Here is a 26,483-nt window from a genome sequence, read left to right as displayed (position 1 = left end):
GCATCAATAGCCTAGTTTACATTTATAAAAAGTACCTGAGAGCGGGTACTTTTTATTTTTGATTTTTGTTTGTCAATACTATGTACTTCCTAATTTAGGAACTATTGTTTCTCTCCCAAAATACCCCACACTCCTGCTTCTCCAGATGCGTTTGCCGGGTTGGGAACGATCGCTTTTCCTGTAGATAGAGTATAGGCGATTGGTAGCAGCCCTACCACAAAAGAACATAAAACCACCAGTAGCACTAGCCTAACTGGATGAGGATGGGGCAGTTCTACCATCCACTCTTGAGCTATAGCTATCCGATTCAGTCTTTCTTCCCGACTTAATCTACTTTTTGTATGCATTGCTAAATATTAGATTCATAAAAAAGTTTGGTTTCATTTAAATCTTACAGTTATTTTCTGTATCCAAAAATACAAAATTTGATTTATTTAGAAAAATTTACAAAATCGGCAGATTCTCCTCTGAGACTCTCAGTCTTCTCCTTTACCTCCTGTCTGCTTACATCGGATAGTTGCGATCGCTGGCTTTAAGCGTTCGAGCATATTGTGATGACCGTAGGTCAGAGTAGCTTTCTATTTAAATTCACCTATCAAAAGAGATATTGATAACTACGCAATCAGGAATAGATTCATATCTAAACAATAATTATTCAAAGCTTCTTGGTAGCTACATCTAAATTAAAATATGCCCAAATTGAATAATAAATAAGCTTGCCAAACTCCCAAAAACCTTGTTACAAAAAGACTTCAAGCATCAAAATCGGATAAATTTTCTGGATTGCTTACAATAAATGAACGTTTAAAAATTAAAAGTCATCAGCGGAACTTAAGTTTATATATCAAGAAATAATAACAATAAAAAATAAATAGTGTACCGATACAGCAGCAATTGTAAAAATCGAATAATTGCGTCAATAAATATTAATAAACCGTAGTATTTTATACTAATAACGTGTTAAAGCTTTTATAACTTAGAACAAGTCAACAACTTGAAAAAACTGAAAATAGTAATGATGTCAGACACAAACAACTAAATTCAAAACACAATCCCGCCTTAATAAGTAGCGATCGATTAGTTATTGGTTACTGATAACTGATGACTGATAACTGATAACTGATAACTAATAACTGTTGTTACGGGAGAATTTGAGATGGCTGGTATATGGTCATTCAACGGACGCTATCGCATTCTACATTTAACATGGCTGGCATTTTTTCTCACGTTTGTTGTCTGGTTTAACTTTGCCCCTTTCGCGCCAACAGTCAAAGCAGAACTCGGTTTAAGCGAAGCCCAATTGAGAACGATCGCCCTTTGTAACGTGGCTTTAACAGTACCAGCACGAATTATTGTAGGGATGATATTGGATCGATTTGGACCGCGAATCACCTATTCTTGTTTGTTAGTATATGCAGCAATTCCGTGTTTAGCATTTGCCTTTGCCCAAAATTTCAGCCAATTGGTTTACAGTCGCTTAGCTTTGAGTATTATCGGTTGTGGATTTGTCATTGGAATTCGCATGGTAGCTGAGTGGTTTCCTCCCAAAGAAATTGGCTTGGCAGAAGGAATTTATGGTGGCTGGGGGAACTTTGGTTCTGCGGGTGCTGCCTTCACTTTACCTTCCATTGCCGCAGCAACAGCTTTTCTTGCCGGAGGACAAATTAACTGGCGCTTAGCGATCGCTTCCACGGGAATTATTGCAGCAATCTTTGGCATCATCTATTTTTTTAACGTCCAAGATACACCACCAGGTAAAGTTTACGAACGTCCGGCTAGTAGTGCCGGAATGGAAGTCACTACTAAGAAAGACTTCTGGTTTTTATTACTAATGAACGTGCCTTTAGTTGGCATTTTGGGCGTACTTGCTTGGCGTTTAAATCAAGTTAAATTTTTCAACGCCACAACAATGTATATCATTTGGTTTCTGCTTCTGTGTCTGTATTTATTTCAGTCTTACAATATTTGGCAAGCAAATAAGCAGTTGATGCAGGGTGAAAAACGCTATCCCCCAGAAGATCGCTATCAATTTTCACAAGTTGCCAGTTTAGAGTTAGCTTACGTTGCCTGTTTCGGTTCGGAATTAGCAGTCGTTTCCATGCTACCGACATTTTTCCAACGCGGCTTTGGCTTAAATGCAACCATAGCAGGGGCAGTTGCCGGAATCTATGCGTTTATGAATCTGTTTGCCCGCCCCGGTGGAGGATTGATTTCTGACAAGGTGAACAGTCGTAAGTGGACGCTTGTTGTCACGCTGGCTGGGACGGGAATTGGCTATCTGATCTTTAGCAGTTTAGGGGGAAATATTCCGCTACCAGTAGTCGCAATCATGACAGCGCTTGCTTCGTTCTTTGTTATGGCAGCAGAAGGGGCAACTTACGCGATCGTACCTTTAATCAAGCGTCGCGTCACCGGACAAATTGCTGGCAACGTGGGAGCTTATGGTAACGTTGGTGCAGTTGCTTTTCTGACTATTTATAGTCTCTTGCCTAACGATCCAACAGGCGATCGCGTTTTCTTCCAGATGTTAGGAGTGGTGGGTTTAATCGTGACTAGTTTGTGTGCTTTCTGCCTCAAGGAACCAACTGGTTCTCATAGTACGGAAGATGTTCCTGAAGCGATTGCCACCAAAGTATCGGTAACAAAGTAGGTAGGCGATCGCCATGATACACGATATGTTCTCATAATGTGATTGTCAGGATGCATAGATATGTACCTGACAATTCTTCAATATGCTGACAAAAACGCAATCATTTTAAGATTTATTCTAATATTCTTAATATTTTTAATAATTACGCGATCGCCCACTCCTACACCTAAGTAAGATTGCGGTAGACCTAGAATTTTTCCATGAGAAAATTACCAAATATATCCGTATATTCTCGTCTATAGCAAGCTATTTCTTCATGCAAACAATATAAGTCGGCGAAACTACTGCAATTTTCTTGATTGGAGTAGATTGCAGCACGACTAAAAAACTGTAGTTTCACTCATGCCATATATATTCAATTTTCTGTACAACCAGTATTAGGGATAAAGTTATTATAAATTCGCTCCGAGTTTTATCGCTATTTTAAAAATTTTTATTAAATTCCGTTTCATAAATATATGAATCTTTAGTCTGTCTCTAGTCTACATATAACTGAAGTCAAGTCTTGCCCCAGAGAAATCTATTGAACACTGCTCTTTTTCGAGATAACTATTTAAGTAATTCTAGCCAGCACTGGCACACTATTTTTTTAAGAAATAGAAAAAATAGGAACCATATTGAGTTCTAACATCGCTCGTGCAAAGATTGAAAAAACATTAAGTATTATCATTATTCCACAAATGATTAAAGAGAGTGAATAGTAAGTAGATTTCACGTAACGCCCCACTCTCAGATCGATCGCAAATGACTAACGATTGACCATCACCACAGCAGAGCTGACAAACCATTGAGGGTTGCTACCACCATTATGCCTATAGGATATCTGATGTCGATTATGAGATTTCATCTCGAATGGCAAGCGAATTTAGATCGAAAGATAGTTCGCTGGGTGTGGTGGTTGCCAGTCTTTTGTCTAGTGGAAGCAGCCGTAACAATTTTTGGCGATCGGACTTGGAATTGGCAAAATGCGATCGTTGGTCTGCTATTTTTCCTAGTCATCTTAGCTGCGAATAAGGTAATAAATTACATTCCTTGGACATTTTTTCGTTCTCAATGGTGGATCGAGCGCTATCAGATAAAAAGCGATCGCCCATTGCGAGATTTTGCTTTACTTCAGTTCAGTATTTTAGTTTTATTAGTCTGTGGTGCTACGGCAGTTGGTTGGTGTTTTCGTCAACTCTTAAGTATTAAATATATTGCCAATAGCAGTGTAATTTTTCTACTTTTATTAGTATTGTTAGCTTTTGTCAGCGTGGCGATCGCCTGTTGGACGACATTACCGCAAGTTGCAGCAATTGACGCAGTGCGCCAACAAGCAGAAAACCTGTTTCTCAACGCCTCAGAGCGATACGATTTAGTCATGCAAGGGGCAAATGAAGGACTGTGGGACTGGAACCTCGAAAATCATGAAATTTACTTTTCTCAGCGCTGGAAAGCCACGCTAGGCTATGCAGATGACGAAATTGCTAACACTTTAGATGAGTGGCGCAATCGGATTCATCCCGATGACAAAGCACAATTTCAACTTGAGTTATCCCGGCATTTAGATGGTACGACTAGCCATTTTGAACGGGAACACCGGATTTTACATAAAGATGGAACATATCGCTGGGTTCTAAGTCGCGGTTTGGCAGTGAGGAACGAACAAGGACAAGCTTACCGCATGGCTGGTTCCCAAACTGATATTACCGATCGCCATCGTGCCGAAGCTCAGTTAAGTCATGATGCTTTACACGATCGACTCACGGGCTTATCCAACAGAATTTTATTTCAAGAGCGCTTAGAACACGTCTTGCAACTGGCGAAACGTCAGAACATTTTCTCTTTTGCGGTGCTATTCGTCGATCTCGATCGGTTTAAAACGATCAACGATAGCCTGGGACATTTGGTAGGCGATCGCCTATTGATTGGTATTGCCCAAAGACTCAAAGCATGTATCCGCAGCAGCGATACATTGGCACGTTTAGGCGGGGATGAGTTTACCATTCTAATTGAAGATGTGGACGACAAAGACGATATTATTCGCCTCGTCGAGCGGATACAGCAAGAATTTAAGTTACCCTTCCACCTCAGGGGACAAGAAGTCTATGCTAATGCAAGTATCGGCGTGTTAATCGATACTGCTAACTATGACTGTGCCGAAGACCTGTTACGAGATGCAGATATAGCCATGTATCGGGCAAAAGAACGGGGACGTGGGTGTTATGAGGTATTTGACATCACTATGCGCGATCGTGCTGTCGCCATGTTGCACTTGGAAACAGACTTGCGCAAGGCAATTATCAACCAAGAATTTCAACTCCACTACCAGCCGATTGTCGCATTACATAATAACCAAATTACCGGATTTGAAGCCTTAGTCCGCTGGCAGCATTCCGACAAAGGCTTGATTCCGCCCATAGAATTTATCGGTGTTGCGGAAGAAACAGGACTGATTTTGCCATTAGGCATATGGGTGTTACAAGAAGCCTGCACTCAAATGCGTGCTTGGCATGAAGAATTTCCTTCCCATCCACCGCTATCAGTCAGCGTCAATGTTTCTGGTAAGCAATTTGCCCAAGTCGATTTAGTGGATAAAATTCGCCAAATTTTAGCAGAAACTAGTTTTGACCCGCATTGTTTAAAGCTCGAAATTACCGAAAGCACGATTATCGAAGATTTAGTATCTGCTAAAGCCAAATTGAGCCAGTTGCAAGAATTGGGCATTCAAGTTTCCATCGATGACTTTGGCACTGGTTATTCTTCTTTATCGTATTTAAGTCGCTTTCCCATCAATTTTTTGAAAATCGATCGCTCCTTCATTCAAGATATAGATACCAGTTCCGAGCGATTAGAAATTATTCGGGCGATCGTTTCCCTAGCCGATAGTTTAAAAATTGATGTCGTCGCCGAAGGAGTAGAAACTGCATCTCAACTTGCTCAACTCTGTTCCCTCCAACCTACATCTGGGCAAGAACACTTTGCTCAAGGCTATTTATTCTCCAAACCACTCAATCGCGATGCTGCCAAAAGTCTGATCGCCTCCGGTCGCGATTGTTATATTTCTAAGTAGCAGGGAGCAGAGGGAGCAATTCACGCATTCACGCATTCACGCATTAATTCCGAATTCCGAATTCCGAATTCCGAATTCATTAAAACCATCCTTCCTGTTCCAAGGTCTCGATCAGTTGCAGTCCTCGCGGATCGCCGACACCGAGAATGGCGGCTCTAGCATCTTCTTTTACGCCTAAATCTTCATCTTCGGCAAAAGCTTGGATTAATGCATCGACTGCCGTAGCATAGACGACGTTAGAAGGGAGTTCGCGACATAATTGACCTACCGACCAAGCGCAATTGCTTCTGACTGCTGCTACGGGGTCTTGCACCAAAGCTTCAATCAGGGGTGGCATGGCTCCGACTACTGCTTCATAACCGATTTCTGCCATTTGTGCTAGAGCACTAGCAGCCCACAACCGCACGGCGGAGATGTCGGTTCTCAAAGCTTCTGCTAAAGGTTTGAGGGAACGGCGATCGCGGCAGTTGCCTAAAGCCCAGACAACTCCTTTACGTACGTAACCGTTCCAATCTCGATTTAATTGTTGAATCAGTGCCTCTACCGCTTCTGGGCTGGGGTTGCGTCCGATCGCATAGGCTGCACTGACTCTGACTAAAGGGCAAGCATCTGTCAATAAGCGAATTAAATGGGGTATTGCCCTCTCATCTTCAATTTCGCAAAAAGCCCGCGCTGCTAGCATCCTCTGCTGAGTTTGAGGATTTTCCAATAAGGCAAGCATTTCCTCTGGGTTAGGTTTGGCAATTTCAGCATCAGCAGTTAAAGCACCCAGATGATCTAGGGGACTATCTAGCTGTACTGCTTCATCTAATATGCTGAGGTCGTCTTCGTCATACATGAGCGATCCGTTCACCGCGTTCTTTTGCCATCAATTGATGTGGCTTGGCGATCCATATAGTTAGCTACAATGATTTTACTCTGCTCGACACCCTACGGCTAACTCCTTTATGTTTTTATCTGCGATTGCACTTGGGTTTGCCACCCAAAGATCGCAACAATGCACCCTATCATCTACCGCAATAAGTCAGAATTTTGATAGAAGATAATTAACGGTAGTTTAGGAATGGATATCAAAAACGGGTTTGTCGGTACTGTAGGCAATACACCCCTGATCCGGCTTAACCGCTTCAGTGAAGAAACTGGGTGCGAAATCCTTGGTAAGGCAGAGTTTCTCAATCCTGGGGGTTCGGTGAAAGACCGCGCTGCACTTTATATTATTAAGGATGCGGAAGAAAAAGGGATTCTTAAACCAGGGGGTACGGTTGTAGAAGGGACAGCGGGAAATACTGGCATCGGACTCGCCCATATTTGTAATGCTAAGGGCTACAAAAGCTTAATCGTGATTCCCGATACCCAATCGCAAGAAAAAATGGATGCGCTGAGGCTATTGGGTGCTGAGGTGCGTCCCGTTCCTGCCGTACCATACAAAGACCCGAATAATTATGTCAGGCTCTCCGGTAGAATTGCCGAGGAGATGGAAAACGCAATTTGGGCAAACCAGTTTGATAACTTAGCAAATAGAAGGGCGCATTACGAAACTACAGGTAAAGAAATCTGGGAACAAACAGACGGCAAAGTTGATGTGTGGGTAACGTCTACAGGTACGGGGGGTACGCTAGCAGGGGTAGCAATGTATCTGAAGGAAAAAAATCCTGCCATCAAGACAGTCTTAGCCGATCCGATGGGTAGTGCGCTTTACAGTTATATCAAAACAGGTGAAACCACAAGTGAAGGCAACTCCATTACAGAAGGTATTGGCAACAGCCGCGTGACTGCGAATATGGAAGGTGTACCGATTGACGATGCAATTCGCGTGACTGACGATGTAGCAGTAAAAATTGTTTACCGTCTGCTGCAAGAAGAGGGATTGTTTCTTGGCGGTTCTACAGGAATTAATGTTGGTGCGGCGATCGCACTAGCCAAGCAATTAGGTCCAGGTCATACAATTGTGACAATTTTATGCGATAGCGGTACGCGCTACCAATCGCGCTTATTTAATCGCACCTGGTTAGCAGAAAAAGGACTGTTGCCAGCTTAGATCTTTTCATTCAGCCGTGTCTCGGAAGATCCCCCCAACCCCCCTCAAAAAGGGGGGGCTATGAGGGATTGGCTCTGGGCAAAAATCTACAGATTGGTATGAGGTTAAAAGAGCGATCGCTAATTGGCACTAGCTTGACTTCTAATCAACTTTTGAACGCTCACTAAAGCACGGTTTAATTCATGATTTTTTTGTTCTGGATGGGCGAGATAGGCTTGCTGTTCTTCTTCAATCATTTGAACATCTTGCAATACTAATCCATCTAATAATTTCTGTGCCGAGCCGAATAAACTATTTTTAACAAATCTCCGAAAGGATATGGGTAATTTATGCAAGCGCCAGAAGGCATTGAGAGAAGTAAAATGAATTAAATAAGCGCGGGTTTTTAATTCGTTGATTGGACTAAATAAACAATAGATTTTAAAATCATTTCCTAATGTGGATACCCAATTAGGATAAATATAACTTACGTCTAATGGTTCGGGACGAAGCCGACGCAAGGTAGGAAAAAACAATTGTGAAATCGACCAAATTTTATCAATTTTGTAATAACTCTGTGCTTGATAATGCGCGTCAACTCGTCCTTTATCTTCATAAATATCTTGCAACACTGGATCTGCCCAAGCTTGCCAACTTTGATGTAAATGTCCATGATACATATCCATCAAATTTTCAATTAAGTAAGAATAGTGGGCGGCACATTCAATAATTGAAATAGTGGCAATATAGTTGAGATGATCCCACTCTGGTAAGCCTAGAGGTTGAAGTTGCGTAGCTAGATTGAGATCGCCAGGAAATAACCAAACAAAACCATCTTGTTCTCGAATTGGATAATGGCGAATTTTGCAATTGGGTAGTTTTTGATTTGCTGCTAAGTAAGGAACGTCAACGCATTCACCATTTTCAGCAATGCGCCAGCCGTGGTAAGCGCATTCTAAATTGTTATCAATAACTCGTCCGTGACTGAGTTTAACTTGACGGTGCGGACATCGATCTTCTAAAGCATAGACTTTCCCATCATTACCACGGTAAATGGCGATCGCTTGATGCCAAAGAGTGACGGCTATAGGGTTAGTTGTAACTTCACTACTACGGGCGACTGCATACCAATGATTCGGATTAATTCCGGTTTGCCGAATATCGCGTTGTTGTGAGGCTAGCGAGGGTGTTTGCATAGCTTTCTATATTTTTGAATCTAATAATTTTGGAATTTTTAGGGTACGTTATTTAACGCACCCTACTGTAATTAAATCTTCAACATTCCCTCTGGATTGACAGAAAAAAGCGATCGCCTTTGCAATCCTTCTCGGTGTAAAATCTCATTTGCTGCTAGCAATCCACTACTTACAGCCCTTTCCATTAACCCACAAGGAAATGGCATTTTGACCCAATCACCTGCAAATATTAAATTAGGAATCTCCGTACTTGTCTCCGGTCGATCGCTATAGCTATTTGGTGGATAGCCAGAGAAATTCTTTTGATTGACTAATTCCCGATGCAACATTTTTGCTTGCTGTAACTGCGGCACAATTTCATATAATTCTTGCTCGAATGTTGTCAATAAAGCTTGCTGGTGGGGAAACTCTTTTTCTTTGTAACAATAGGCGTGTAACTCCACGACGCTACCACCCGTTTTATTTGCCCAATCAATATATGGTTCCTGAATGCGGTGATAAAGCGTAATGCTATCAGTGAGTTGATAGCCAGATAAAGAGGTAAAATTGCTGTGTTGCCAATCAAAATCGCGATCGAACCAGAAGCGACAGACAGCGAAAGGATCGGCTATAGATAACTTTTCGACTTGCGATCGCGCTTGCTGGCTAACGTCTCCCGTAACTAAAGTAAATAATTGTTGTACTCCTGGTACGTCAGTGGCGAAGACGTAGTAATCGGCTTGGAGTCGGGAGTCGGGAGTCGGGAGTCGGGAGTCGGGAGTACTAGTAGCAATAAGTTGCAATCGATCTTCCTGGCGTTGCGTTATTTGAAAGCGGGGTAAATCTCTTTGTGCTGGTCCTTTTAAGACTTTCCCTTGGCGATCGTATACTGCACCATGACAGGGACAGTGAAACTTGCCGTCTTCTGCTAGCTGTACCGTACAGCCTTGATGGGTACAGGTAAGGGAGATTGCTTCTTTATTTTCAGGAGAAACAGCATACACGCGATCGGCTGCACCGTAATATGAAATTTCTCCCTTGTCTCCATCTTCTGTGGGGACAGGTTTACCAAAGGTATCTGTGAGGGATTTGAGATTTTGGGTGAACCCGTCCCTACGTGATTCTTGCACGGGCGCACTGCTGTGCGCCCCTACGATTCCCGTTACCCAAAACGGTGTACTCTCCCCTTCTCCCTGAGAATAGCTGAGGGATGAAATCCTGCCATTTTGAGCCTGAATTGCGGTGACGATTGCACCTGTGACAATCTTGCCACCATTTTGCGCGATCGCACTCGCAATTGGTTGGACTAAACTCGTACCCATGTCGTAGCGCGTACCGTTAAAAGCCAGTCCTTCGGGATTGCCAAAAAAGTAGAAGTGAAAAAATTGCATTAATTCCCCCACACTCATCAAATCTGGGGCATTCAAGCTTGATTTGGCGAAGGGTAAAAAGTATAAATCGTATAATCCGTGCGGAAAACTCCGTTCTACCCACTCGGCTACGGAAAGATGATCTAGGCGTTGAAAGGTTTTTTGGGTTTGAAATCCGGTAATTGCCCGAAACACCTGCCAGTGTTCCCATTTTGTCAGATTAATACCCCATTTGAGCCGATTGGGAGAGGCGATCGCTAAATCGACAATATTCCACGGGAAAGCTGAGTGACTGGGACGGAAGACTTCTGGCTGGTACTTCTCACCCCGATAAAGGACGGCGTAGGAATTTAAAGACCGAAAATTATCCTGAATTTTCAGTTCTGCCACGATACTCTTGAGGTTGTAGTACTGGGGAAAGAAACCATGGAAGCCATGTTCCATCATAAAAGTTTCCCCTGCTGCTTCGACCTGCCAGCTGGCAATCTTACCACCCAGTTGTGGCGATCGCTCTAATAGCTTCACGGCAAATCCGCGCTGACTCAGTTCGTAGGCGCAAGCTAATCCAGCTAATCCTCCACCGACAACAACTACGCTTTTCGATTGAGTTAGCGATCGCGGTAAATCTAATCTATCTGGTTGGTACACCGTAGGCTGTGGTTTTGAGAACCGAGTGTATCCCACAACTCCCCCGACAGCACCAATCCCACATAGCCTAAATAAAGTGCGTCGAGAAATTGGCTGTGAAAGCACGTCGTTTGATAATGGATTCAAGTTAACTCCTCACTCCCATCACGATGAAATATTGGCGAGAAACGCTGGCTGTAGCACAACGAATCTTAATTGAACTACTGCGTCGCCGTCGCAGCTTAATTTTTTGGAGTATTTTTCCTGTCTCTGTATTGTTACTTAACGGATTTATTTTGGCAGAACGAGCCAAGCTGTCAATAGACCAAGCTTTTAATATTGCTGCACCCTTAACGTTAGTAGGAGCAGCGTTGTTTTTCAGCTGTTTGGGTGGTACGGTTGCTACTATCGTTTCCGAACGAGAACAACAAACTCTCAAGCGTCTATTCATTTCTCCTCTAAGTGGCACTTCCTACTTTTTAGGAATTTTTCTCGCTCACAGTTGTATTGGCATAGGACAAGCTGTACTAATTTATACGATTTCTTCATTATTTTTTAATGCTAGTTTCAATGGCTCCTTGATTTTGGGCTGCTTAATTATTTTACTGAGTATAGCTGCATACGTAGGTTTAGGTTTTATTTTAGGCACGCAATTAGCTCGCCGCACGGAAGATGTAAATGCTTTAATTGCTGCTTTTGGCGTACCGTTGTTGATGTTAGGCGGTGCTTTTATCCCCGCTTTTTTGTTTCCAAAAAATTTACAGCAGATTGCCAAGTTTAACCCGATTTATCACATGAATACAGCTTTTTTAAAAGTTTCTGCTAACGGAAGTGAGATGGCTGAAATTACCGAGAATTTCTGGTTTTTAGTTGGCTTCACGGGATTGATGGTACTGGGAGGATGGTTATCTTATCGACGGATGTTGGTGGTAGAGAGAAGGTTGTGATCTAGTACTCTCGATCCCCCCTAACCCCCTTTTTAAGGAGGGAATAAAGCCCTCTTTTTATGCAGATTGGAGAATATTTAATGCCTGTTCACTCTGGATTGACGTTAAAAATTAAGAAAAAAAGAAAAATTGGTAGCCAATTCTGGCACTATCGGAGATAAATAGATGTGAACATACTCCTCGATAAATGACATTTACATATACTCGTACTATTCGCTTTCAGGATACTGACGCGGCTGGGGTTGTCTACTTTGCTAACGTTCTATCCATATGCCATGAAGCTTACGAAGAGTCTTTAGCGGCATCGGGAGTTAACATTCAAGCATTTTTCAGTAAATCGTCGGTTGCCATGCCAATCGTTCATGCCAGTGCAGATTTTTTCCGTCCGATGTTTTGTGGCGATAAGATTTTAATCGACCTCACGCCAAAATATATGGGCGACGATTATTTTGAGGTAACGTATAAAATGGTTGATGCAGGCGATCGCGAAGTTGCGAAAGTCTTGACAGAACACGTTTGTATCGATCCTAAAAGCAGAAAGAGACAACAACTACCTAGCGAGATCGTCCAGTGGTTTCAGCAATGGTTAAATTAGACAAATCTGGATCGCGATTTTCTTGAGTCAAAAGTGCGATCGCATGTAATTGTTCTCGGTTGAGTTTGCCTTGCGCGTTACGAGGTAACTTTTGAGCGCTAATCCAATATTTAGGTATTTTAAACTTAGATAAACTATTGGCGATCGCGGCTTTAATTTCTCTTGCAGAAACAGACGGGGATTTAGGAACGTAAATTGCCGTGACGACTTCTCCCCAAATGCGATCGCCAAGTCCAATTACAACAATATCATCGACTAACTGAGTTGCTCTAATCGCCGCCTCAACTTCACAAGGATATACGTTTTCGCCTCCTGTAATAATCTTATGACTGTTGCGACCGACAATATTTAAATAGCCGCGATCGTCTATATAACCTAGATCGTCTACCTGAATCTCTACTTGTTCTAACAAATCTGGATAGTAGCCTAAAGCTAAAGACTTAGCTTGAATGCAAATCGTGCCAATTTCATTGGGATTTAATATTTCATGTTTAGAATTAATAATTCTAATTCGCGCGTGAGGTAAAACTCGAACGCATCTGTTATGTCCTTGAAGAAAATCTTCTGGCTTGAGGGTAGCAATTTGTGATGCCGTTTCTGTCATCCCATAGGTAGGTGCTAATCTAATTTTATAATCTCTAGCTTGAGTTAAAAGTTCCTGCCAAGCAGACGCGCCACCTAATAATACTGTTTGAAATTGTGCCAACCAATCGACTAAATTTGGAACCTGTAATAGACGCTGAAGTTGAGTTGGAACCAAAGAAATAAAAAAATCTTCAGGATCGATATCGGGTATAACTCCAGATTCTATAGTTTTAAAAGGAAAAATCGCTAATTTACCACCAGAAGTTAGCGATCGCATAAATTGCATTAAGCCACTAACATGATATAGAGGTAAAACACAAAAAGAATTAATTTGCTGAATTTGAAAGTATGTTTGAAAGCCTCGAACGGAGGCATTTAATGTATCCCATGTATGAATGGCAAAACGAATTTTACCCGACGATCCACCCGTGGGAACCATAATTAGGGGAGAGTGCGTCGTGCGTCGTGCGTGAAACACTTCTGACTGGTGTAAGGGCGGGTTTTGACTGAGGTGTATTGCCCCATTTGCCAGCTTGTTTGCTAAACCCGCCTCTACAACTCCTGACTCCTCAATTTTGACTTCTCCCCAGACAATTTCTGGCTGTACGATGTCAAAAACTTGCTGCCATTCTCCTTCTTGCCAAAAGGGATTGCAGAGAAAGACAGAACAATCTGCACTACAGGCGGCAATAAATCCAGCTAGAAATCGAATTGGGTTGCTTTCAGCTAAAATAATTTTAGGTGATTTATGCTGAAAAGATTGTTTAACAATTGCTCGATAAAATTGCTCTGCTAGTTCGACAAGTTCGTCGCGATCGCCACCAATTAACCAATGGCGATCGCCAGATTTTTTTATAGCTTCTAACAAGCTTGCCATAATTGTTCTAGCCAAGTTTGTTCGTTTGCTTCTAACCAGAAGTTTACACCAAAACCAACTGCACGGTGATTTAGAGATAGTTCTGCTGCTAGTTTTAAAGCTGCTTGTCTACCGACAATAGTTTCAAATACGGAAGAGAATACCGCATCAATTTTGTGTTCTTGACAGAACTTTCGCAAACGACTTGGCGAACCAGCAATACTGGGTTTGATCGTAAAAATTCCTCGCCATCCCTGCTGATAGCAAGCCTCTAATTGAGTCAGATTAGCTACAGATTCATCGAGCGCGATCGCGGTAGCATAAAAGTAACTCAATTCCTGCATTTTAGTAAACTTTTCTACAGCAAGTGGCTGTTCGATATATTCAATTTCTACACCTATCCCCGCTGCCATAATATTATCGCAGTTATAAAGCCATAAATTTGCCTCTTCATAACTCAGTCCCCCATTGGCATCTAATCGCAGTTTTACTCCCTTTGGTAGCACTTCAGTTAAATGGTGAAAAATAGCCAATTCCTCAGCAATGGGATAAACTCCAATTTTCCATTTAAAGGTGCTGTAACCGTCTTTTGCTAAACTTTGCCAGGTTGATAAGGCTGCTTTGCCAGCAGGAAGTAAGGCACTGTAGGGAAGGGATGTTTTAGGAGCGATTTGTACGTTCCTACAACAATTAATATCTTCCCATGCTGACTCAAACCCAAACTGACAAGCGGGAAGGCGATCGGGAATCGAAAAAATAGTTTCCTCAGAAATTTCTTTTGGTAACTGGCGACAAAAATCTAACGCTTGTTCTACTGTTTCTGAACCAAACCAACTAATAGGCGCAATCTCACCATATCCCACATTAGAATCGCCAGTCAATCGAATAATAATCCCATCCCGCACGTCCCAAACACCATGATTTGTTTGTAGAGGTGGTTTAAATCGTCGTCGATAAGGACGAAAATCGAATTGAGTCATGGGAATCTTCTCTAGCCACCAGCCACTAGTCACCAGTCACTAATAACTGACACCTATAACATAAATCCCAATCCTAATAGTAATCCGCAGACAAAATGTAACCCTACGGCGATAAACTTACAATTGCTCACTTTTTCTGGTCGATCGTGATATTGTAGAACGTGCCGACACAACTTAATTGCGAAGGGTAAGCTTAACCAACTGAGTAAAGTCCAAACTGGAAATATATGCAAGATTGTCAATACACTAATTAAAGCGTAAATACTGCCACAAATCCAGGGTAATAAATTAGCAGATAAAGCCGTACCCAAACGGACAATAGGCGATCGCTTTCCGGCAGCGAGATCGTCCTTGATTTGGTGAAAGTGAGAACAGAACAAAATTAAGCTAGTGACAGTTCCGACAATAATTGAAGCGGCTAAGTTTGTTGTTGACCAAGATTGAGTTTGACTATAGTAAGCTGCTGAAACTGCAAGCGGACCATAAGCCACAAAGCAGAGAATTTCCCCTAAACCGTGATATCCTAAGCGAAAAGGTGGTCCCTGATAAGCGTAGCCGATCGCGCAGCACGCGAGGATAATTTCAATTATAGTTAAGTCTCGTTGCCACCAGGCGATCGCTAAAATACCCAATAAACCCAAAGTCAAAAACAGATTCCCAATCCAGAAAATTAGGCGTTTGTTTCCAGTTAAATTCACCAAAGAGTGAGCTTTATTTTTATCGATTCCAGTTTCAGAATCGAAAACATCATTGCTGATATTACTCCAAGCCACAATACAGATAGCAGCAGTGAGAAAAGCCGAAAATACACCTGCATTCAAACTTTTTGTTTGCGCAACTGCTACCGCAGTTCCTACCCAAATTGGAATAATGGCAACGCTGTACATTGGTGGTTTAATTGCTGCCATCCACAATTTCGATTTAGGTTGAGAATTAGAATATGTAATCAGCTTTGTTGTCATTTTAAAGGGTGATTGGTAATGGGTAATTGCGTGGTACGCGGTGCGTGATGAAGCAGGCGGTTGCGGAGGTGTCCTCCGCAATAAAGCCGCGTCGTGGTGCGTGGAAGAGATTGTACTTATATTCTTCTGACTCCTGTACGGGCGGGTTCACCCGAAATCTGAGTCGGACTCAGAGATATTTGGTGAACCCGCCCCTACGACTCCTGGCTTCTGATAACTGATTACTGATAACTGATTGCTGATTACTGTCCCCATTTCTTGTACTATAGGAATCGGTGCATTTGCGGCGTGAGAGTAGCTGTCATTCCCATGCTGTCTGCGTTCTAGCGGTTTTCTCTCGCCTCTCACTCCTCCCTCCTCGCTCCTCGTATGCAAACCGATCGCCTGTAGCCATCCCATCACGATTTAATAATCTTTAGGAACAGAAGTTAAAAAAAATTTACAGTTAAAAAAAATTTACTAAACTTGGATGCAAAAATAGTTTACTTTAACATTCATGCTCCTTTTACCGCGCCCTGCCAACTACCACTTAAACTGCCAGAAGCTATACCAGTTTCTTGTAGCTTCGCAAAAAAACTGCGATCGAAATTGTTCTCAAATCGTCAGCATTTCTCTGGAGATCGATTCGATCGATCCGCTGGCTTTACTAGAAAAACTAGCTCGACCCCATCAATTAAATTTCTATTTCGAGAATAAAAGTAAAGGAGAGGCGATCGCTGCTATTGATGCTGTAGCACAGTTACAATTGGCAGGTGCAAATCGTTTTCATCTGACTCAAAAGTTTATTCGCTCTTGTTTAAAAGAAACCGATATTTTTGATTCTTCTAACCATACTTTTGCTAAACCACATTTTTTTTGTAGCTTCAGTTTTTTCTCGGAGGCTACAGCAGATTATCCCTTTCCAGTTGCTACAGTATTTCTACCCCGCTGGCAAATTGCTAGACAAGGCGATCGCTGCGTATTAGTTGCTAACTTGCCAATTGAAGCAGATACAAATATAGACGTATTCATTCAACAGTTATGGCGCAAGATTCATGAAATTACCTCAATAGAACAGCCAGAAAACGAAGAAACTCATTTTCAACGAGAATTTAGTCAAGTCGATGTTAGTAGTATCGCTCGCTTTAAACAAGCAGTCATTGACTGTTCGGAATTAATTTACGAACAACAACTGAGTAAAGTTGTCCTAGCTCATGCAATTGACGTGCAGACAAGTACAAACTTTAACTTATTTAATTGTCTCAACCGCTTGCGACAGATGCATCCCGATTGTTACGTGTTTTCTACTCATAATGGGAAAGGGCAAAACTTTATCGGTGCAAGTCCAGAACGATTAATTAGCATTCGCGATCGCCAACTATTTACCGATGCTTTAGCAGGTTCGATTTCGCGAGGAAAAACAACGGCGGAAGATGCAATATTAGCCAATCAATTATTGCAGAGTGAAAAAGAAAGACACGAACATCGAGTCGTAATTGACTTTATTACGCAAAGTTTGCAAGAACTCGGTATTGCTCCACAATTATTATCGCCTCGGTTACGGCGACTAGCAAATATTCAACATTTATGGACACCAATTCAAGCTAAAGTTCCCATAAACGTTCATCCATTAGAAATTATTGCCGCTTTACATCCAACTCCAGCAGTAGGAGGAGTTAGCAGACAACTCGCTTGCAAGAAAATTCGCACCTACGAAAAGTGTGAAAGAGGTTTGTATGCCGCACCTTTAGGTTGGGTAAATCATCAAGGAGATAGCGAATTTATTGTGGGAATTCGTTCGGCTTTAATTGATGGCGATCGCGCTAGGTTATATGCTGGTGCTGGAATTGTTGCTGGCTCTAATCCCGATCGAGAAATTGCCGAAGTCAGGTTGAAATTACAGGCCTTACTGAAGGCTTTGATTTGAGACTAAGGTATCCATCTGGGACGAAAGCCAGGTAAAGGTAGCTGTTCGGGTTGTAGTTGCTGTGGCAGACTTGTATCTATAGTTTCAGGGAGTGGGAGTAGCCATAAATGACTGGTGGCGATCGCCTGTCCTTGCTCGGTACGGGGTAAAGTAGGAGATGGGTTAGCATTAGCTGCTGTCACAACTTGATCGAATAGCAAACCCAAGCCATCGGGAGCTAAACTCATCTGAATATCTCTCTGATTGGGTAGCACTACCAAAGGTGTTTGTTTGCCTGTTTTAAGATCGATCGCGCTTAAATACGGCTGTTCCTCATAAGTATTTCCCTGCATCAACTGCGTTAACAAGCAGTAGAGAATTCCAGCACGAGGATCGAACTGAGCGCTGAGAATAGAACCAGTCGTGCGTAATAATTCTCTTTGTACCCCTTGGTTTGTGACTAGAAATAGCGATCGCGTGTAATCGGAATTAAACCGCACCATTGCCCCTTGCGTACCATCGGGGGCAAAGTCCAGTACCATACCAAATTGAGGCAGAAATTCTAAGGGCTTTTTGGCATCAGCTTGTAAAGGTAAAATTGCGACTCCTTGTCCTTGGGCAACTGCCACTGTTTGACTATCAGGAGTAATTAGAAAGTCTCCCCCTGGTTCCGTTGCCATTTCTAGCGGTGGAGAATTGGGACGGACGATCCAAAAACCAAATCGATCGGATTGACGCTGGCTGACACGCTGCACCAAGATCGTGTTGCCATCGGGAGACAAGTCAAATTTGAGATTTTGATAGTCTTTGTTATCTAAAATTAGGTCAATTTTGCCTGGAGACGGGACTTGTTGCCGATTCAGGAAAGAAAACCAGTGAGTCCGATCTGGTTGAGGGGTAGAAATTCCGGTTGTGACAGTATAAATTTGGGCAGAAAGTAAACCTTGGGGATTTTGATTTTGCCGATTTTGGCGATCGCTAGCAGAAAAGAGAATTTTATCACCGTGTGGATAAAGCTGATAATCAACGACTGCCAAATTTTTTGGCGTGAGGATCGTTTTCTTTTGCTGGGTAAAATTGTAAAGGACGAGCCTGCCTTGTTCCTCTCCTTCTACACCGAGATAGACAAAAGCCCGATCGCGGGTACTAAAAGTTGCCTCAAAAGGTTGTAGCAGCCGCCTCAAATCTGTTTCAGGCGTAAACTTATCTCTGGCAAAGCGTAACTGCACGCGATACGTCGCGCCATAGGGTGCTGGTTCTAGGAGAGTATACGCTAACCGTCGTCCTGCCCAACTAACTTTACCTGGTAGTGGCGGATCGATTTGTAAGTTTGCCTCGACGCTGTTAGTATTCATCGGACGGCTAAACGTGAGGCTAAAAGAGCGATCGCTAGCACCAATCTGTCTAGCTTGCCAACTAAAATCTCTCACTTTGGGTGCAACTGTATCCCCGCGCCACACCAACAGTCCAATGAGCAGACTGAGAACGAAGATCAGGGCGATCGCCACGCGATCGATTGGTTGAAACCAAGACTTAGTAGCTGACATCTTGAATTGGTAGTTGGTAGTTGGTTATTGGTTGTTAGTCACTGATAACTGCTCCCTGCTCCCTGATTTTTTGTAGTCAATATAACAAATGACCAATGACGAATGACCAATGACGAATGACTCTTCAGGTAGAGGTTGGCGATCGGCTGGAGATTGCAAATAGAGAATAGGTACGGACGAAGCAGATGTACTAGTCAAATGCGATCGCCACACCTTTAACAATCGCTTAACAAACACCCGCGATCTGTCAGTCACTTGACGGCATGACTGAGGGTGTGAGGAATGCATGAGCATTACAAAACAAGGAAGTTTAATAGCAATGCAACGCAAAATTATCACTGCTGCTCTTGTGGCAGTCGGGTTGTTTGTCTCTTTAGAATACAAAACCTTAGCACAATCAAGTCAATCTCCAACTCAATCTTCTCCTGGGACAACGACGCAGCCTGTTCCTGATGCAACTCGCTCTAAACCTGGTGCAACTGAGTTGAATCCCAGCATCGACCAACCTAATCGCGATTCAACTCAGACTCAACCCAGCACAACAGGGCAAGATCAGCAACTCAGCACTCAAGATCGGCAGTTTATTACTGAAGCAGCCCAAGGGGGAATGGCGGAAGTCCAACTCGGAAAACTTGCCTTGCAACGTGCCTCTAGCCAAGAGGTAAAAGATTATGCTCAGCACATGATTGACGAGCATACTAAAGTTAATCAAGAGCTAATGGCTTTGGCACAACAAAAAGGTGTAACTCCACCAAAAACCATCGGTCAAAAAAATGAAGTTGTACGGGCAAAGCTATCGAAGCTTTCTAGCAGCGCTTTTGATAAGGCATACATGAACGAAGCAGGAGTTAAATCCCACGCCCATCAAGAAGCTTTATTCAGCCAGCAGGCGAAACAAGGTCAAGATCCAGATCTAAAAGCTTTTGCGGCTAAAGTCTTACCCACAGTGCAAGAGCATTTGCAACAGGCACAAAAACAAACGGGTAATAGTGCTACTAAAAAATAAGTGAGTCGTAGGGGCGGGTTTAGCAAGCAGATTCACGGCTGTAACCATAAATTTTTGGTCAAAACCCGCCCGTACAGATAGAGATGGGTTTAGCAAGCAGATTCACGGCTGTAACCATAAATTTTTGGTCAAAACCCGCCCGTACAGATAGAGACATTACATATAACGTCTCTACATTAATCGGTTCTTCTTATACTAGTTGCTCAGCATTTGGTCTGTATATTCAATATAACTTTCTGCGGTTTGGATTTGTGCTGTGGCTTCAGGTAGAAGAAAACTCAGTTCTTCTACCAATTTTTCTTTTTCTTCTAGAGATAGTTTTTGATCGATTTGAGCTTGGTTCAAATTATCTCTGTAATTATGGAGAAAAGTATCGAGATTTGCAAAAAATGCATCTACTCTTTGCTGAAAATCTTTATCTAGATATTTCTCGATCTCCAAATTAATAGTATCAATACTTCCTTCAATCGATTGATTAACTTTAGCAATTAGCGTATTTAAAGATACAGTATAGTAATCTTCAATCACTCGCGGTCGTCTGATCTGAACTTTGACTTCTACGGGAACTATCCACAACCAATACCACCACTGACGCTGATTTCTTAATACTTCCACATTACCGCGATCGACAAATCGACTTTGCCTTTTAACTGGAGGTCTGACAAATCCCATTGTCTCAAAAGACTCCCACTGCATTGTTGGCAGAGATAAATCTAAGTTGAAAGCTTCATTTAATCGCTGACAAGCTCCTTCAATAATTGGCTTTGTTTCTTGTTCTAGAAGATCTAATAGGCTTTGACGTGCCTGTTCAATTTCTTGAGTCGTGCGATCGCGAACGCTGCTTAATAAACTATCTGCCCTCTGTTTAACATAAGTGACTGCCTGATCGACAAACTCTTCTGCTACTTCGGGACTCTCAAATTCAAACAAACCAGAAGTTTTAAACTCGACTTGCGATTTGAGACGCGACGATACCCACTTAGGAAAAAGTTCAAAGTCACCAATATTAGTTAAGAAAAGTTCCCGCGCTCTAATGTCCATCTTTTTAATTAAGTCAGCCCGTTGGTACTCTTCTTTGGCAAAGAAAATTTCTAAATTCACAGTTGCTTCTTTTTTCAGCGCTTGCAAAAGTTCGTGAAGATTTTGATGCAGTTGAGATTTGATCGAATCGACATCCTTGAGGCGGCTGCGACACAATTCAAGGCGATGCAAATCGGCTTCTAGCGCATATAACTCTAGCTGCAATTTTTCAGCATCTTGACAAATAGCACTACTGCGGAGTTTGACTTCATCCCTTAGTTGTACCAAACGACTGCGACCGAGATTAAGGGCAGATTTCAAACACTTAGGTGCGGCGCGTTCCATCAATGCTTTTACAGCTTTTTCTAAGAATGGCTCAAATCCAGATTTGTTCCATAATTTTTGAGCTTTTTTCTGAATTTCTTCTGAGGTAACTTCTGCTAGTTCTTCTTCCCAATCAATCCCGAAGACTTCTTGAGCTAATACCCGTGCTGCGGGGATCTCACTCAGAGTAAGATCGGGGTGCTGCTCTAGTTCGTGGGTAAAGTGAGCGGCAGAAAATGCCCTTCTAGCTGAGACTTCAAATACTTGGTTTGTATCGTCATCGCCAATGCCGAATTCAGCTGCAATAAATTGGCGCAGCTGCTCTGAAGTCATGTCGCCTTCGCGCCGTTGATCGACTTTGTTTACTAAAATGTACAGGTTATCTTTACCCCGTAGATCGATAACTCTTTGTACGTCCCGTTTTACCTGTTCGGCGGCTTCTGTTTTCAACTGAGTGAAGTCTAGTACGATCAATACCATCGAACTTTGCTTGAGTTGTTCGGCGACTACTGTAGCAAGCTTGAGATTTTCTCCCGCTTCGTTGGGTCCAGGGGTATCGACAATAACCAAATTGCCTAGTAGATCTGGCTTATTATTAGCTGTATCTGCTGGAGATAGGCTGCGCGATCGCCCCATCGGAACCTGAATGCAGGGAACTTCTGTAAGCTTTCCCAAGGGGTCTGTAGATGGGTCAATGGTATTGCAAAGGCGAACGATATCGTTCAAACTCATCAATACCTGAATAATTTCCTCTCGTCCAGAGGTTATTTCTTGCAACTGTAGACTTGTGGGGTCTTGAATTTTGGGCAGTAAATCTTGTAAATGAGGATATTGCGCGATCTTGTCTTGGATGCGCTGCATTCCCAAAGTTTGAATCTTTGTTTGTAAAGCCTGAAGCGTCTGTTGATAAACAGAGATAATTTCGGGACTCAGGGTTAAGGTTGGCTGAGTCAAATCCGGGTTAAAAATAATTTGTGTTGGTAGAGTTGTCATTGCTGCATTGCGACTAGGAAGAATTTCCTGTCCGGCAATGGCGTTGATAATTGTGGACTTACCAGCCTTCATCGGCGCAACGATCGCCATCATCAACTCTAATTTTTCCACATTGTGAGATACACTTAAGACCTCTTGCTGAAAGTCTTTGTACTTATCGCTAGAACTATCAGTACTGAGGGCGCTAGCAGCGTTATCCATCAGGAAGCCAATTTCCTTGAATAAAGCGATCGCTTCTTGTTGCAAATTTTGTACGTTAGGCTGAGGCGCTGGAACAATCATTGCCTGTTATCTCGCAAAATGGTAAGTCCACTTGCGTTGATTTTGGCTTAACAATTTTATAATCACTTCAGTAAATATACGAATTGCGCGATCGCGCCTTTTTTGATACGCAAAATGTAAGCAGGGGCGCACAGCTGTGCGCCCCTGCTTATCTATGTTTTAATTATAGTTTTACTAACTACTCATTTCCCCTACAATTCTCATTGTCTCGACGCTGACAGTACAGACTCTTTGTAGTAATGCGATCGCTTGCTCTTTATAATTGGCAAAGCGATAAGTATGGAATCTGGCAGCTACAGTTGCATCTTTAGGTTTCTTCTCTTTATATTGCTCTAACACCCACTCTAAAGCTGAGTGGTTTCCTAACATATATTCCCAAGCAGATGTAGGAACGCCTTCTAAGGTTGTCACCGTATCTATAATAATTCTGCCTCGATCGCGATCTGCTTTCAGTTTCACCTTCATAGCGCTGCGTGTTGGGAGATCGATGCGCTGGAGAGGGTAGAGTGCTACAGTTTCATAATTAATATGTAATTCTAATAACTGTTGACCCCAATTCACCCACTGCCAAAAGTTATTGTAGAAAGGTAGGCGAGGAAAGTCTCTTTTTAAATTCTGCTGATATTTTACGCGGTAAGCCGGATAGTGTAGAACGGCATAGGTGTAATGAAAAATCTCTAATTTGGTAATTGTAGAGACGTTACATGTAACGTCTCTACGGTAATGATTTTGAAATTGCTCTAGTCCCCAATCTGTAATATTATCAATGCGATCGCCATTTTCATCGTAGCAATATAAAGGAAGGCATTGCGAATCACCGATAAGATGATAATCTGGAATGCGATCGCTAGCTAAAGTCATGAATGATTTAGTCGAACCAGGTGCAGTAAAACCGATCGACAAATTTTGGCGGTTGCTGTCAAATACTTGCCCTAGTTGATATTGCATTTCATTCACCTCTGGACTAAAATACAATTTTTTAGTCACAAATGGTCTATATAAACAGTCTCGAATATTGTTAGTTTTAAATTGATATCTTATTCCTCGATTTAGATACCTTTTTAATCTTCTCGTCCATTTGATAGTGCGATCCAGATTTTCCCGTGCGTTTCGGTTATCAACTGCTTGATTATAAATGTCAATCAAGTACCTAACTTTTGATTCTAGCACCGTTTCTGATTCGGCATAAACCCATTCATCTCTAGCAGTAATAACTCCAAGGGTAAACAATTTAAAAATTGCTCTTGCTTCTCGTCGATCTTGACTAAACTTAGTTTCGCGGTCGCCCAGAGGTATGAGAGTATAAAAATCATTGTCTATTTGATCGAGCCAATTATTATTTGCATCTGGTACGATCTGCTCGAATTGAATTTCTAAAAACTTGCGTTCGGCTAGATAAATATTTTTCTCTTTTGTAGTAGCATAGTCAGAGAGAGCGTGGTAATAAATTCGACAATTGCGATCGCCTTCTTTTCTAACTAGAAAATAGACGGCAATTCCCACACGAATTTTATCATTAAATATATTACCTCCTTCTCGATGCCTGCGATCGCCACTTGTTCGAGCGTTACCTTTAAGATTAATAATATAAATTTCGCTAAATTCTTCAGTAATAACTTTTCTTAAACCATCGTAAGTCCGAGCATCGATAAAAGAATTATTAGAAACAAAAGCGATAATACCATTTTTACCCAAGCGATCGGATGCCCATCGCAGAAATCTAGCGTATAGATCGTATGCTTTCGTTTTCCGCGCTTGGCTATTTCTAATATAAGTTTCTCTCACGCGGCGATCGATCGTAGGATAACTGATGTTGCGATCGCTATGATACGGAGGATTGCCAATAATTACAGAAATGGTGCGATTATTTTGGCGTTGAATACGTTCGTTGTTTTCTATATTTAAGCTAAATAAATCTTCTTGTCTACCTTCTTCAAAAAAGGCGTGTTCTAGAGTATCGACAAAACAAATATTTTTAAATTCTTCATATCTCCTCATTTTTTGCTGGTAAGTAAATTCAATATTCAGATTAGCTATGTAATAAGGTAGAATTGCAATCTCGTTGCAAAAAATTTCGTTTTTATATTTATATGTCAGTTTATTTTTCGGTAAGTATTCAATTAATTCAGTAATAAACGTTCCCGTACCAGTTGCAGGATCGAGAATTTCAATATTTTTTGAAGCTAATTTCTTGTGGAAATGCTGTTTTAGTAAATAATCCACGCTTTCGATGATAAAGCGAACCACTTCATTTGGTGTATAAACAATCCCCAAGCGATCTGCTGCTTGAGGATTGTATGCTTGATAAAAGTTTTCGTAAATGGCTTTTAAAAACTTTTGTTTTTCAGAATGGTTGTAGATATTAGTAGCATTTTTTCTAATCACACCATAGTAACGTTCGATAGTACTCAGTAAATTGTTTTTTGTACTGCTTGTAAAAAAAGTATTTAAAGCTTGTTGTAATTCGCGAGCAATATTATTTTCTCGACAATCTTGAGATTCACTAAATATACTGCTAAAAATATCTTCTGTTAAAATATGCTGAATCATCATTTCCCGAATATCTAATAAAGTAATGTCAGGATTAATTGATTCTTTGCAAATTTCCCAAATTTGATGTTTTGCCCTTTGAAATTCTGGATTTCTAGCGCTTTGTTGTTCCAACATGTCTCGTAGTGTATTGAGAATTGTTGGTAAGTCTTGCTTGAATGTCTCAATAGCAGCGCGAAAATCTCTGACTTCTGGAGGAATATAGTTGAGGAAACGATTGAGAATTTGCTCTAGTGCGTCTCCATCTTGCATGGAAACGCGCATAACTTCAGTTCCAGCTTGAATTAAAACTGCTGTTTGCGAGTCTTCAAATAAAATATTGCTATCTGGGTAACCTTGGGATAGTTTATTTTCAATTGCTCGATCTAAATTATTAGTTTCTCTATTCCAATAACCCCAATTTAGGCGCAGAGCATCTTTAACTGTACCGTCAGGGTAAATAACTTTACCAATTCTGGTTTGATAATCTAATTCTAGAATTAGTTGGAAATCTTTAGTTTTGCAGTATTCATGTAATAGTTTTTGAAAAGCAATCCGCAAAGAATCTGTCTGAAATGTTCTTTCAAAGCGGATAATTCTTGCTCTTTCTGCTTGATATTGACTAATCAGAACTTTTGACACAAAGCCAAAGACTTTAATAGAACTCGTTGAGTTCAAGTCTGGCTCAGGCAAAATCTAAGCGCTTCAGTGAAAATTAGGGTTTCTTATTTTCAGCGCTTATACAGATTTTTTATTGAGTTTTTACGAGGAATTATTGTGATTTTTATGATGGAATTTTGCTGAAATATCGGATTTGAGAAAATGTAGATTCGCTGTTGATAACTTTATAAAAGCAAGGTTAGATATATAAAAAATTTAAAAAGTATGATGTGGAAAGTGTGAAGCAAAGTTTTTAGTTCGTCCAAATTTTGAGGGTATTGGTAATATATGGTGGCATGAAATTGCGTACATGAAACTGGTAGGGGCGCACGGCTGTGCGCCCCTGCTAATTATGTATTTCACGCGATTGAAACCGGTTATGAGATCCCCCTAAATCCCCCTTCAAAAGGGGGACTTGGAG

General features: G+C 41.7%; 19 protein-coding genes. 7 read left to right on the top strand and 12 right to left on the bottom strand.

Going from position 1 to position 26,483, the window contains the following annotated elements; genetic code table 11:
- Positions 1-101: 101 nt before the first annotated feature.
- Positions 102-347 carry a hypothetical protein gene (locus H6G17_RS19730; RefSeq protein WP_192160014.1) on the bottom strand — a complete coding sequence of 82 codons (246 nt, stop codon included), beginning with the start codon at positions 345-347 and terminating at the stop codon, positions 102-104.
- Positions 348-1,156: 809 nt separating this feature from the next.
- Here H6G17_RS19730 and H6G17_RS19725 point away from each other — a divergent pair.
- Together H6G17_RS19725 and H6G17_RS19720 are read left to right on the top strand one after the other, a co-directional pair.
- A complete protein-coding gene (locus tag H6G17_RS19725; protein ID WP_192160013.1) occupies positions 1,157-2,650 on the top strand; it encodes a NarK family nitrate/nitrite MFS transporter in 1,494 nt (497 codons plus the stop codon).
- 835 nt (positions 2,651-3,485) lie between these two features.
- Positions 3,486-5,702 carry a GGDEF domain-containing phosphodiesterase gene (locus H6G17_RS19720; RefSeq protein ID WP_242038495.1) on the top strand — a complete coding sequence of 739 codons (2,217 nt, stop codon included), beginning with the start codon at positions 3,486-3,488 and terminating at the stop codon, positions 5,700-5,702.
- Positions 5,703-5,781: 79 nt separating this feature from the next.
- Here the strand turns inward: H6G17_RS19720 and H6G17_RS19715 are convergent, their stop codons facing one another.
- A complete protein-coding gene (locus H6G17_RS19715; RefSeq protein WP_192160049.1) occupies positions 5,782-6,540 on the bottom strand; it encodes a HEAT repeat domain-containing protein in 759 nt (252 codons plus the stop codon).
- Positions 6,541-6,765: 225 nt separating this feature from the next.
- Here H6G17_RS19715 and H6G17_RS19710 point away from each other — a divergent pair, with 225 nt between their 5' ends.
- A complete protein-coding gene (locus tag H6G17_RS19710) occupies positions 6,766-7,740 on the top strand; it encodes a cysteine synthase A (RefSeq protein WP_192160009.1) in 975 nt (324 codons plus the stop codon).
- 119 nt (positions 7,741-7,859) lie between these two features.
- On the opposite strand, the gene H6G17_RS19705 is transcribed toward H6G17_RS19710, so the two are convergent.
- Positions 7,860-8,915 carry an aromatic ring-hydroxylating dioxygenase subunit alpha gene (locus H6G17_RS19705; RefSeq protein WP_192160007.1) on the bottom strand — a complete coding sequence of 352 codons (1,056 nt, stop codon included), beginning with the start codon at positions 8,913-8,915 and terminating at the stop codon, positions 7,860-7,862.
- A gap of 71 nt (positions 8,916-8,986) precedes the next feature.
- The gene (locus H6G17_RS19700) at positions 8,987-11,038 is read right to left on the bottom strand and encodes an FAD-dependent oxidoreductase (protein WP_192160005.1); all 2,052 of its coding nucleotides are present in this window, start codon (positions 11,036-11,038) and stop codon (positions 8,987-8,989) included.
- Positions 11,039-11,061: 23 nt separating this feature from the next.
- On the opposite strand from H6G17_RS19700, the gene H6G17_RS19695 reads away from it, so the two are divergent.
- Both H6G17_RS19695 and H6G17_RS19690 read left to right on the top strand, forming a co-directional pair.
- Complete coding sequence (locus H6G17_RS19695) at positions 11,062-11,838, top strand: ABC transporter permease (RefSeq protein ID WP_192160003.1); 777 nt, start codon at positions 11,062-11,064, stop codon at positions 11,836-11,838.
- Between the two features lie 187 nt (positions 11,839-12,025).
- Entirely contained in the window at positions 12,026-12,433 is a 408-nt protein-coding gene (locus H6G17_RS19690; protein WP_192160002.1) for a thioesterase family protein, read from the top strand.
- Here H6G17_RS19690 and H6G17_RS19685 read toward each other — a convergent pair.
- The 4 genes from H6G17_RS19685 to H6G17_RS19665 all read right to left on the bottom strand — a co-directional run bounded on the left by H6G17_RS19685 (position 12,393) and on the right by H6G17_RS19665 (position 16,215).
- Positions 12,393-13,895, bottom strand: coding sequence for a 2-succinylbenzoate--CoA ligase (locus H6G17_RS19685; RefSeq protein ID WP_192160000.1), 1,503 nt, complete (start codon positions 13,893-13,895; stop codon positions 12,393-12,395). The two genes, H6G17_RS19690 and H6G17_RS19685, sit on opposite strands and share 41 nt — an antisense overlap.
- Positions 13,880-14,854 (bottom strand): o-succinylbenzoate synthase, encoded by a 975-nt coding sequence (locus H6G17_RS19680; RefSeq protein WP_192160047.1) that lies wholly within the window; start codon positions 14,852-14,854, stop codon positions 13,880-13,882. The genes H6G17_RS19685 and H6G17_RS19680 overlap by 16 nt, the downstream gene beginning before the upstream one ends.
- A gap of 53 nt (positions 14,855-14,907) precedes the next feature.
- Complete coding sequence (gene menA, locus H6G17_RS19675; protein ID WP_192159998.1) at positions 14,908-15,816, bottom strand: 2-carboxy-1,4-naphthoquinone phytyltransferase; 909 nt, start codon at positions 15,814-15,816, stop codon at positions 14,908-14,910.
- A gap of 147 nt (positions 15,817-15,963) precedes the next feature.
- Entirely contained in the window at positions 15,964-16,215 is a 252-nt protein-coding gene (locus tag H6G17_RS19665; protein ID WP_192159994.1) for a hypothetical protein, read from the bottom strand.
- 97 nt (positions 16,216-16,312) lie between these two features.
- Between H6G17_RS19665 and H6G17_RS19660 the strand changes: the two genes are divergently transcribed.
- A complete protein-coding gene (locus H6G17_RS19660) occupies positions 16,313-17,722 on the top strand; it encodes an isochorismate synthase (protein ID WP_192159992.1) in 1,410 nt (469 codons plus the stop codon).
- 2 nt (positions 17,723-17,724) lie between these two features.
- On the opposite strand, the gene H6G17_RS19655 is transcribed toward H6G17_RS19660, so the two are convergent.
- Together H6G17_RS19655 and H6G17_RS19650 are read right to left on the bottom strand one after the other, a co-directional pair.
- A complete protein-coding gene (locus H6G17_RS19655; protein ID WP_192159990.1) occupies positions 17,725-19,248 on the bottom strand; it encodes an Ig-like domain-containing protein in 1,524 nt (507 codons plus the stop codon).
- A gap of 24 nt (positions 19,249-19,272) precedes the next feature.
- The gene (locus H6G17_RS19650) at positions 19,273-19,536 is read right to left on the bottom strand and encodes a hypothetical protein (RefSeq protein ID WP_192159988.1); all 264 of its coding nucleotides are present in this window, start codon (positions 19,534-19,536) and stop codon (positions 19,273-19,275) included.
- On the opposite strand from H6G17_RS19650, the gene H6G17_RS19645 reads away from it, so the two are divergent.
- Positions 19,535-20,254 carry a DUF4142 domain-containing protein gene (locus H6G17_RS19645; RefSeq protein ID WP_242038493.1) on the top strand — a complete coding sequence of 240 codons (720 nt, stop codon included), beginning with the start codon at positions 19,535-19,537 and terminating at the stop codon, positions 20,252-20,254. The genes H6G17_RS19650 and H6G17_RS19645 overlap by 2 nt on opposite strands.
- Positions 20,255-20,449: 195 nt before the next feature.
- Here the strand turns inward: H6G17_RS19645 and H6G17_RS19640 are convergent, their stop codons facing one another.
- Both H6G17_RS19640 and H6G17_RS19635 read right to left on the bottom strand, forming a co-directional pair.
- Entirely contained in the window at positions 20,450-22,873 is a 2,424-nt protein-coding gene (locus H6G17_RS19640) for a dynamin family protein (RefSeq protein ID WP_192159986.1), read from the bottom strand.
- 174 nt (positions 22,874-23,047) lie between these two features.
- On the bottom strand, positions 23,048-26,044 hold the full coding sequence (locus H6G17_RS19635) for a type ISP restriction/modification enzyme (RefSeq protein ID WP_192159984.1): 2,997 nt from the start codon (positions 26,042-26,044) through the stop codon (positions 23,048-23,050).
- Positions 26,045-26,483: the final 439 nt, after the last annotated feature.

The organism is Chroococcidiopsis sp. [FACHB-1243] (genome assembly GCF_014696895.1).
Taxonomy (GTDB): Bacteria; Cyanobacteriota; Cyanobacteriia; order Cyanobacteriales; family Chroococcidiopsidaceae; genus Chroococcidiopsis.
Note: the sequence above shows the minus strand (reverse complement) of the source record. Positions and strands in the feature narration are given on the sequence as shown.

Excerpts from the sequence above, each read along its gene's own strand:
- H6G17_RS19730 (WP_192160014.1), bottom strand. The coding sequence starts at position 347 with ATGCATACAAAAAGTAGATTAAGTCGGGAAGAAAGACTGAATCGGATA.
- H6G17_RS19725 (WP_192160013.1), top strand. The coding sequence starts at position 1,157 with ATGGCTGGTATATGGTCATTCAACGGACGCTATCGCATTCTACATTTA.
- H6G17_RS19720 (WP_242038495.1), top strand. The coding sequence starts at position 3,486 with ATGAGATTTCATCTCGAATGGCAAGCGAATTTAGATCGAAAGATAGTT.
- H6G17_RS19715 (WP_192160049.1), bottom strand. The coding sequence starts at position 6,540 with ATGTATGACGAAGACGACCTCAGCATATTAGATGAAGCAGTACAGCTA.
- H6G17_RS19710 (WP_192160009.1), top strand. The coding sequence starts at position 6,766 with ATGGATATCAAAAACGGGTTTGTCGGTACTGTAGGCAATACACCCCTG.
- H6G17_RS19705 (WP_192160007.1), bottom strand. The coding sequence starts at position 8,915 with ATGCAAACACCCTCGCTAGCCTCACAACAACGCGATATTCGGCAAACC.
- H6G17_RS19695 (WP_192160003.1), top strand. The coding sequence starts at position 11,062 with ATGAAATATTGGCGAGAAACGCTGGCTGTAGCACAACGAATCTTAATT.
- H6G17_RS19690 (WP_192160002.1), top strand. The coding sequence starts at position 12,026 with ATGACATTTACATATACTCGTACTATTCGCTTTCAGGATACTGACGCG.
- H6G17_RS19685 (WP_192160000.1), bottom strand. The coding sequence starts at position 13,895 with ATGGCAAGCTTGTTAGAAGCTATAAAAAAATCTGGCGATCGCCATTGG.
- H6G17_RS19680 (WP_192160047.1), bottom strand. The coding sequence starts at position 14,854 with ATGACTCAATTCGATTTTCGTCCTTATCGACGACGATTTAAACCACCT.
- menA (WP_192159998.1), bottom strand. The coding sequence starts at position 15,816 with ATGACAACAAAGCTGATTACATATTCTAATTCTCAACCTAAATCGAAA.
- H6G17_RS19665 (WP_192159994.1), bottom strand. The coding sequence starts at position 16,215 with ATGGGATGGCTACAGGCGATCGGTTTGCATACGAGGAGCGAGGAGGGA.
- H6G17_RS19660 (WP_192159992.1), top strand. The coding sequence starts at position 16,313 with ATGCTCCTTTTACCGCGCCCTGCCAACTACCACTTAAACTGCCAGAAG.
- H6G17_RS19655 (WP_192159990.1), bottom strand. The coding sequence starts at position 19,248 with ATGTCAGCTACTAAGTCTTGGTTTCAACCAATCGATCGCGTGGCGATC.
- H6G17_RS19645 (WP_242038493.1), top strand. The coding sequence starts at position 19,535 with ATGAGCATTACAAAACAAGGAAGTTTAATAGCAATGCAACGCAAAATT.
- H6G17_RS19650 (WP_192159988.1), bottom strand. The coding sequence starts at position 19,536 with ATGCATTCCTCACACCCTCAGTCATGCCGTCAAGTGACTGACAGATCG.
- H6G17_RS19640 (WP_192159986.1), bottom strand. The coding sequence starts at position 22,873 with ATGATTGTTCCAGCGCCTCAGCCTAACGTACAAAATTTGCAACAAGAA.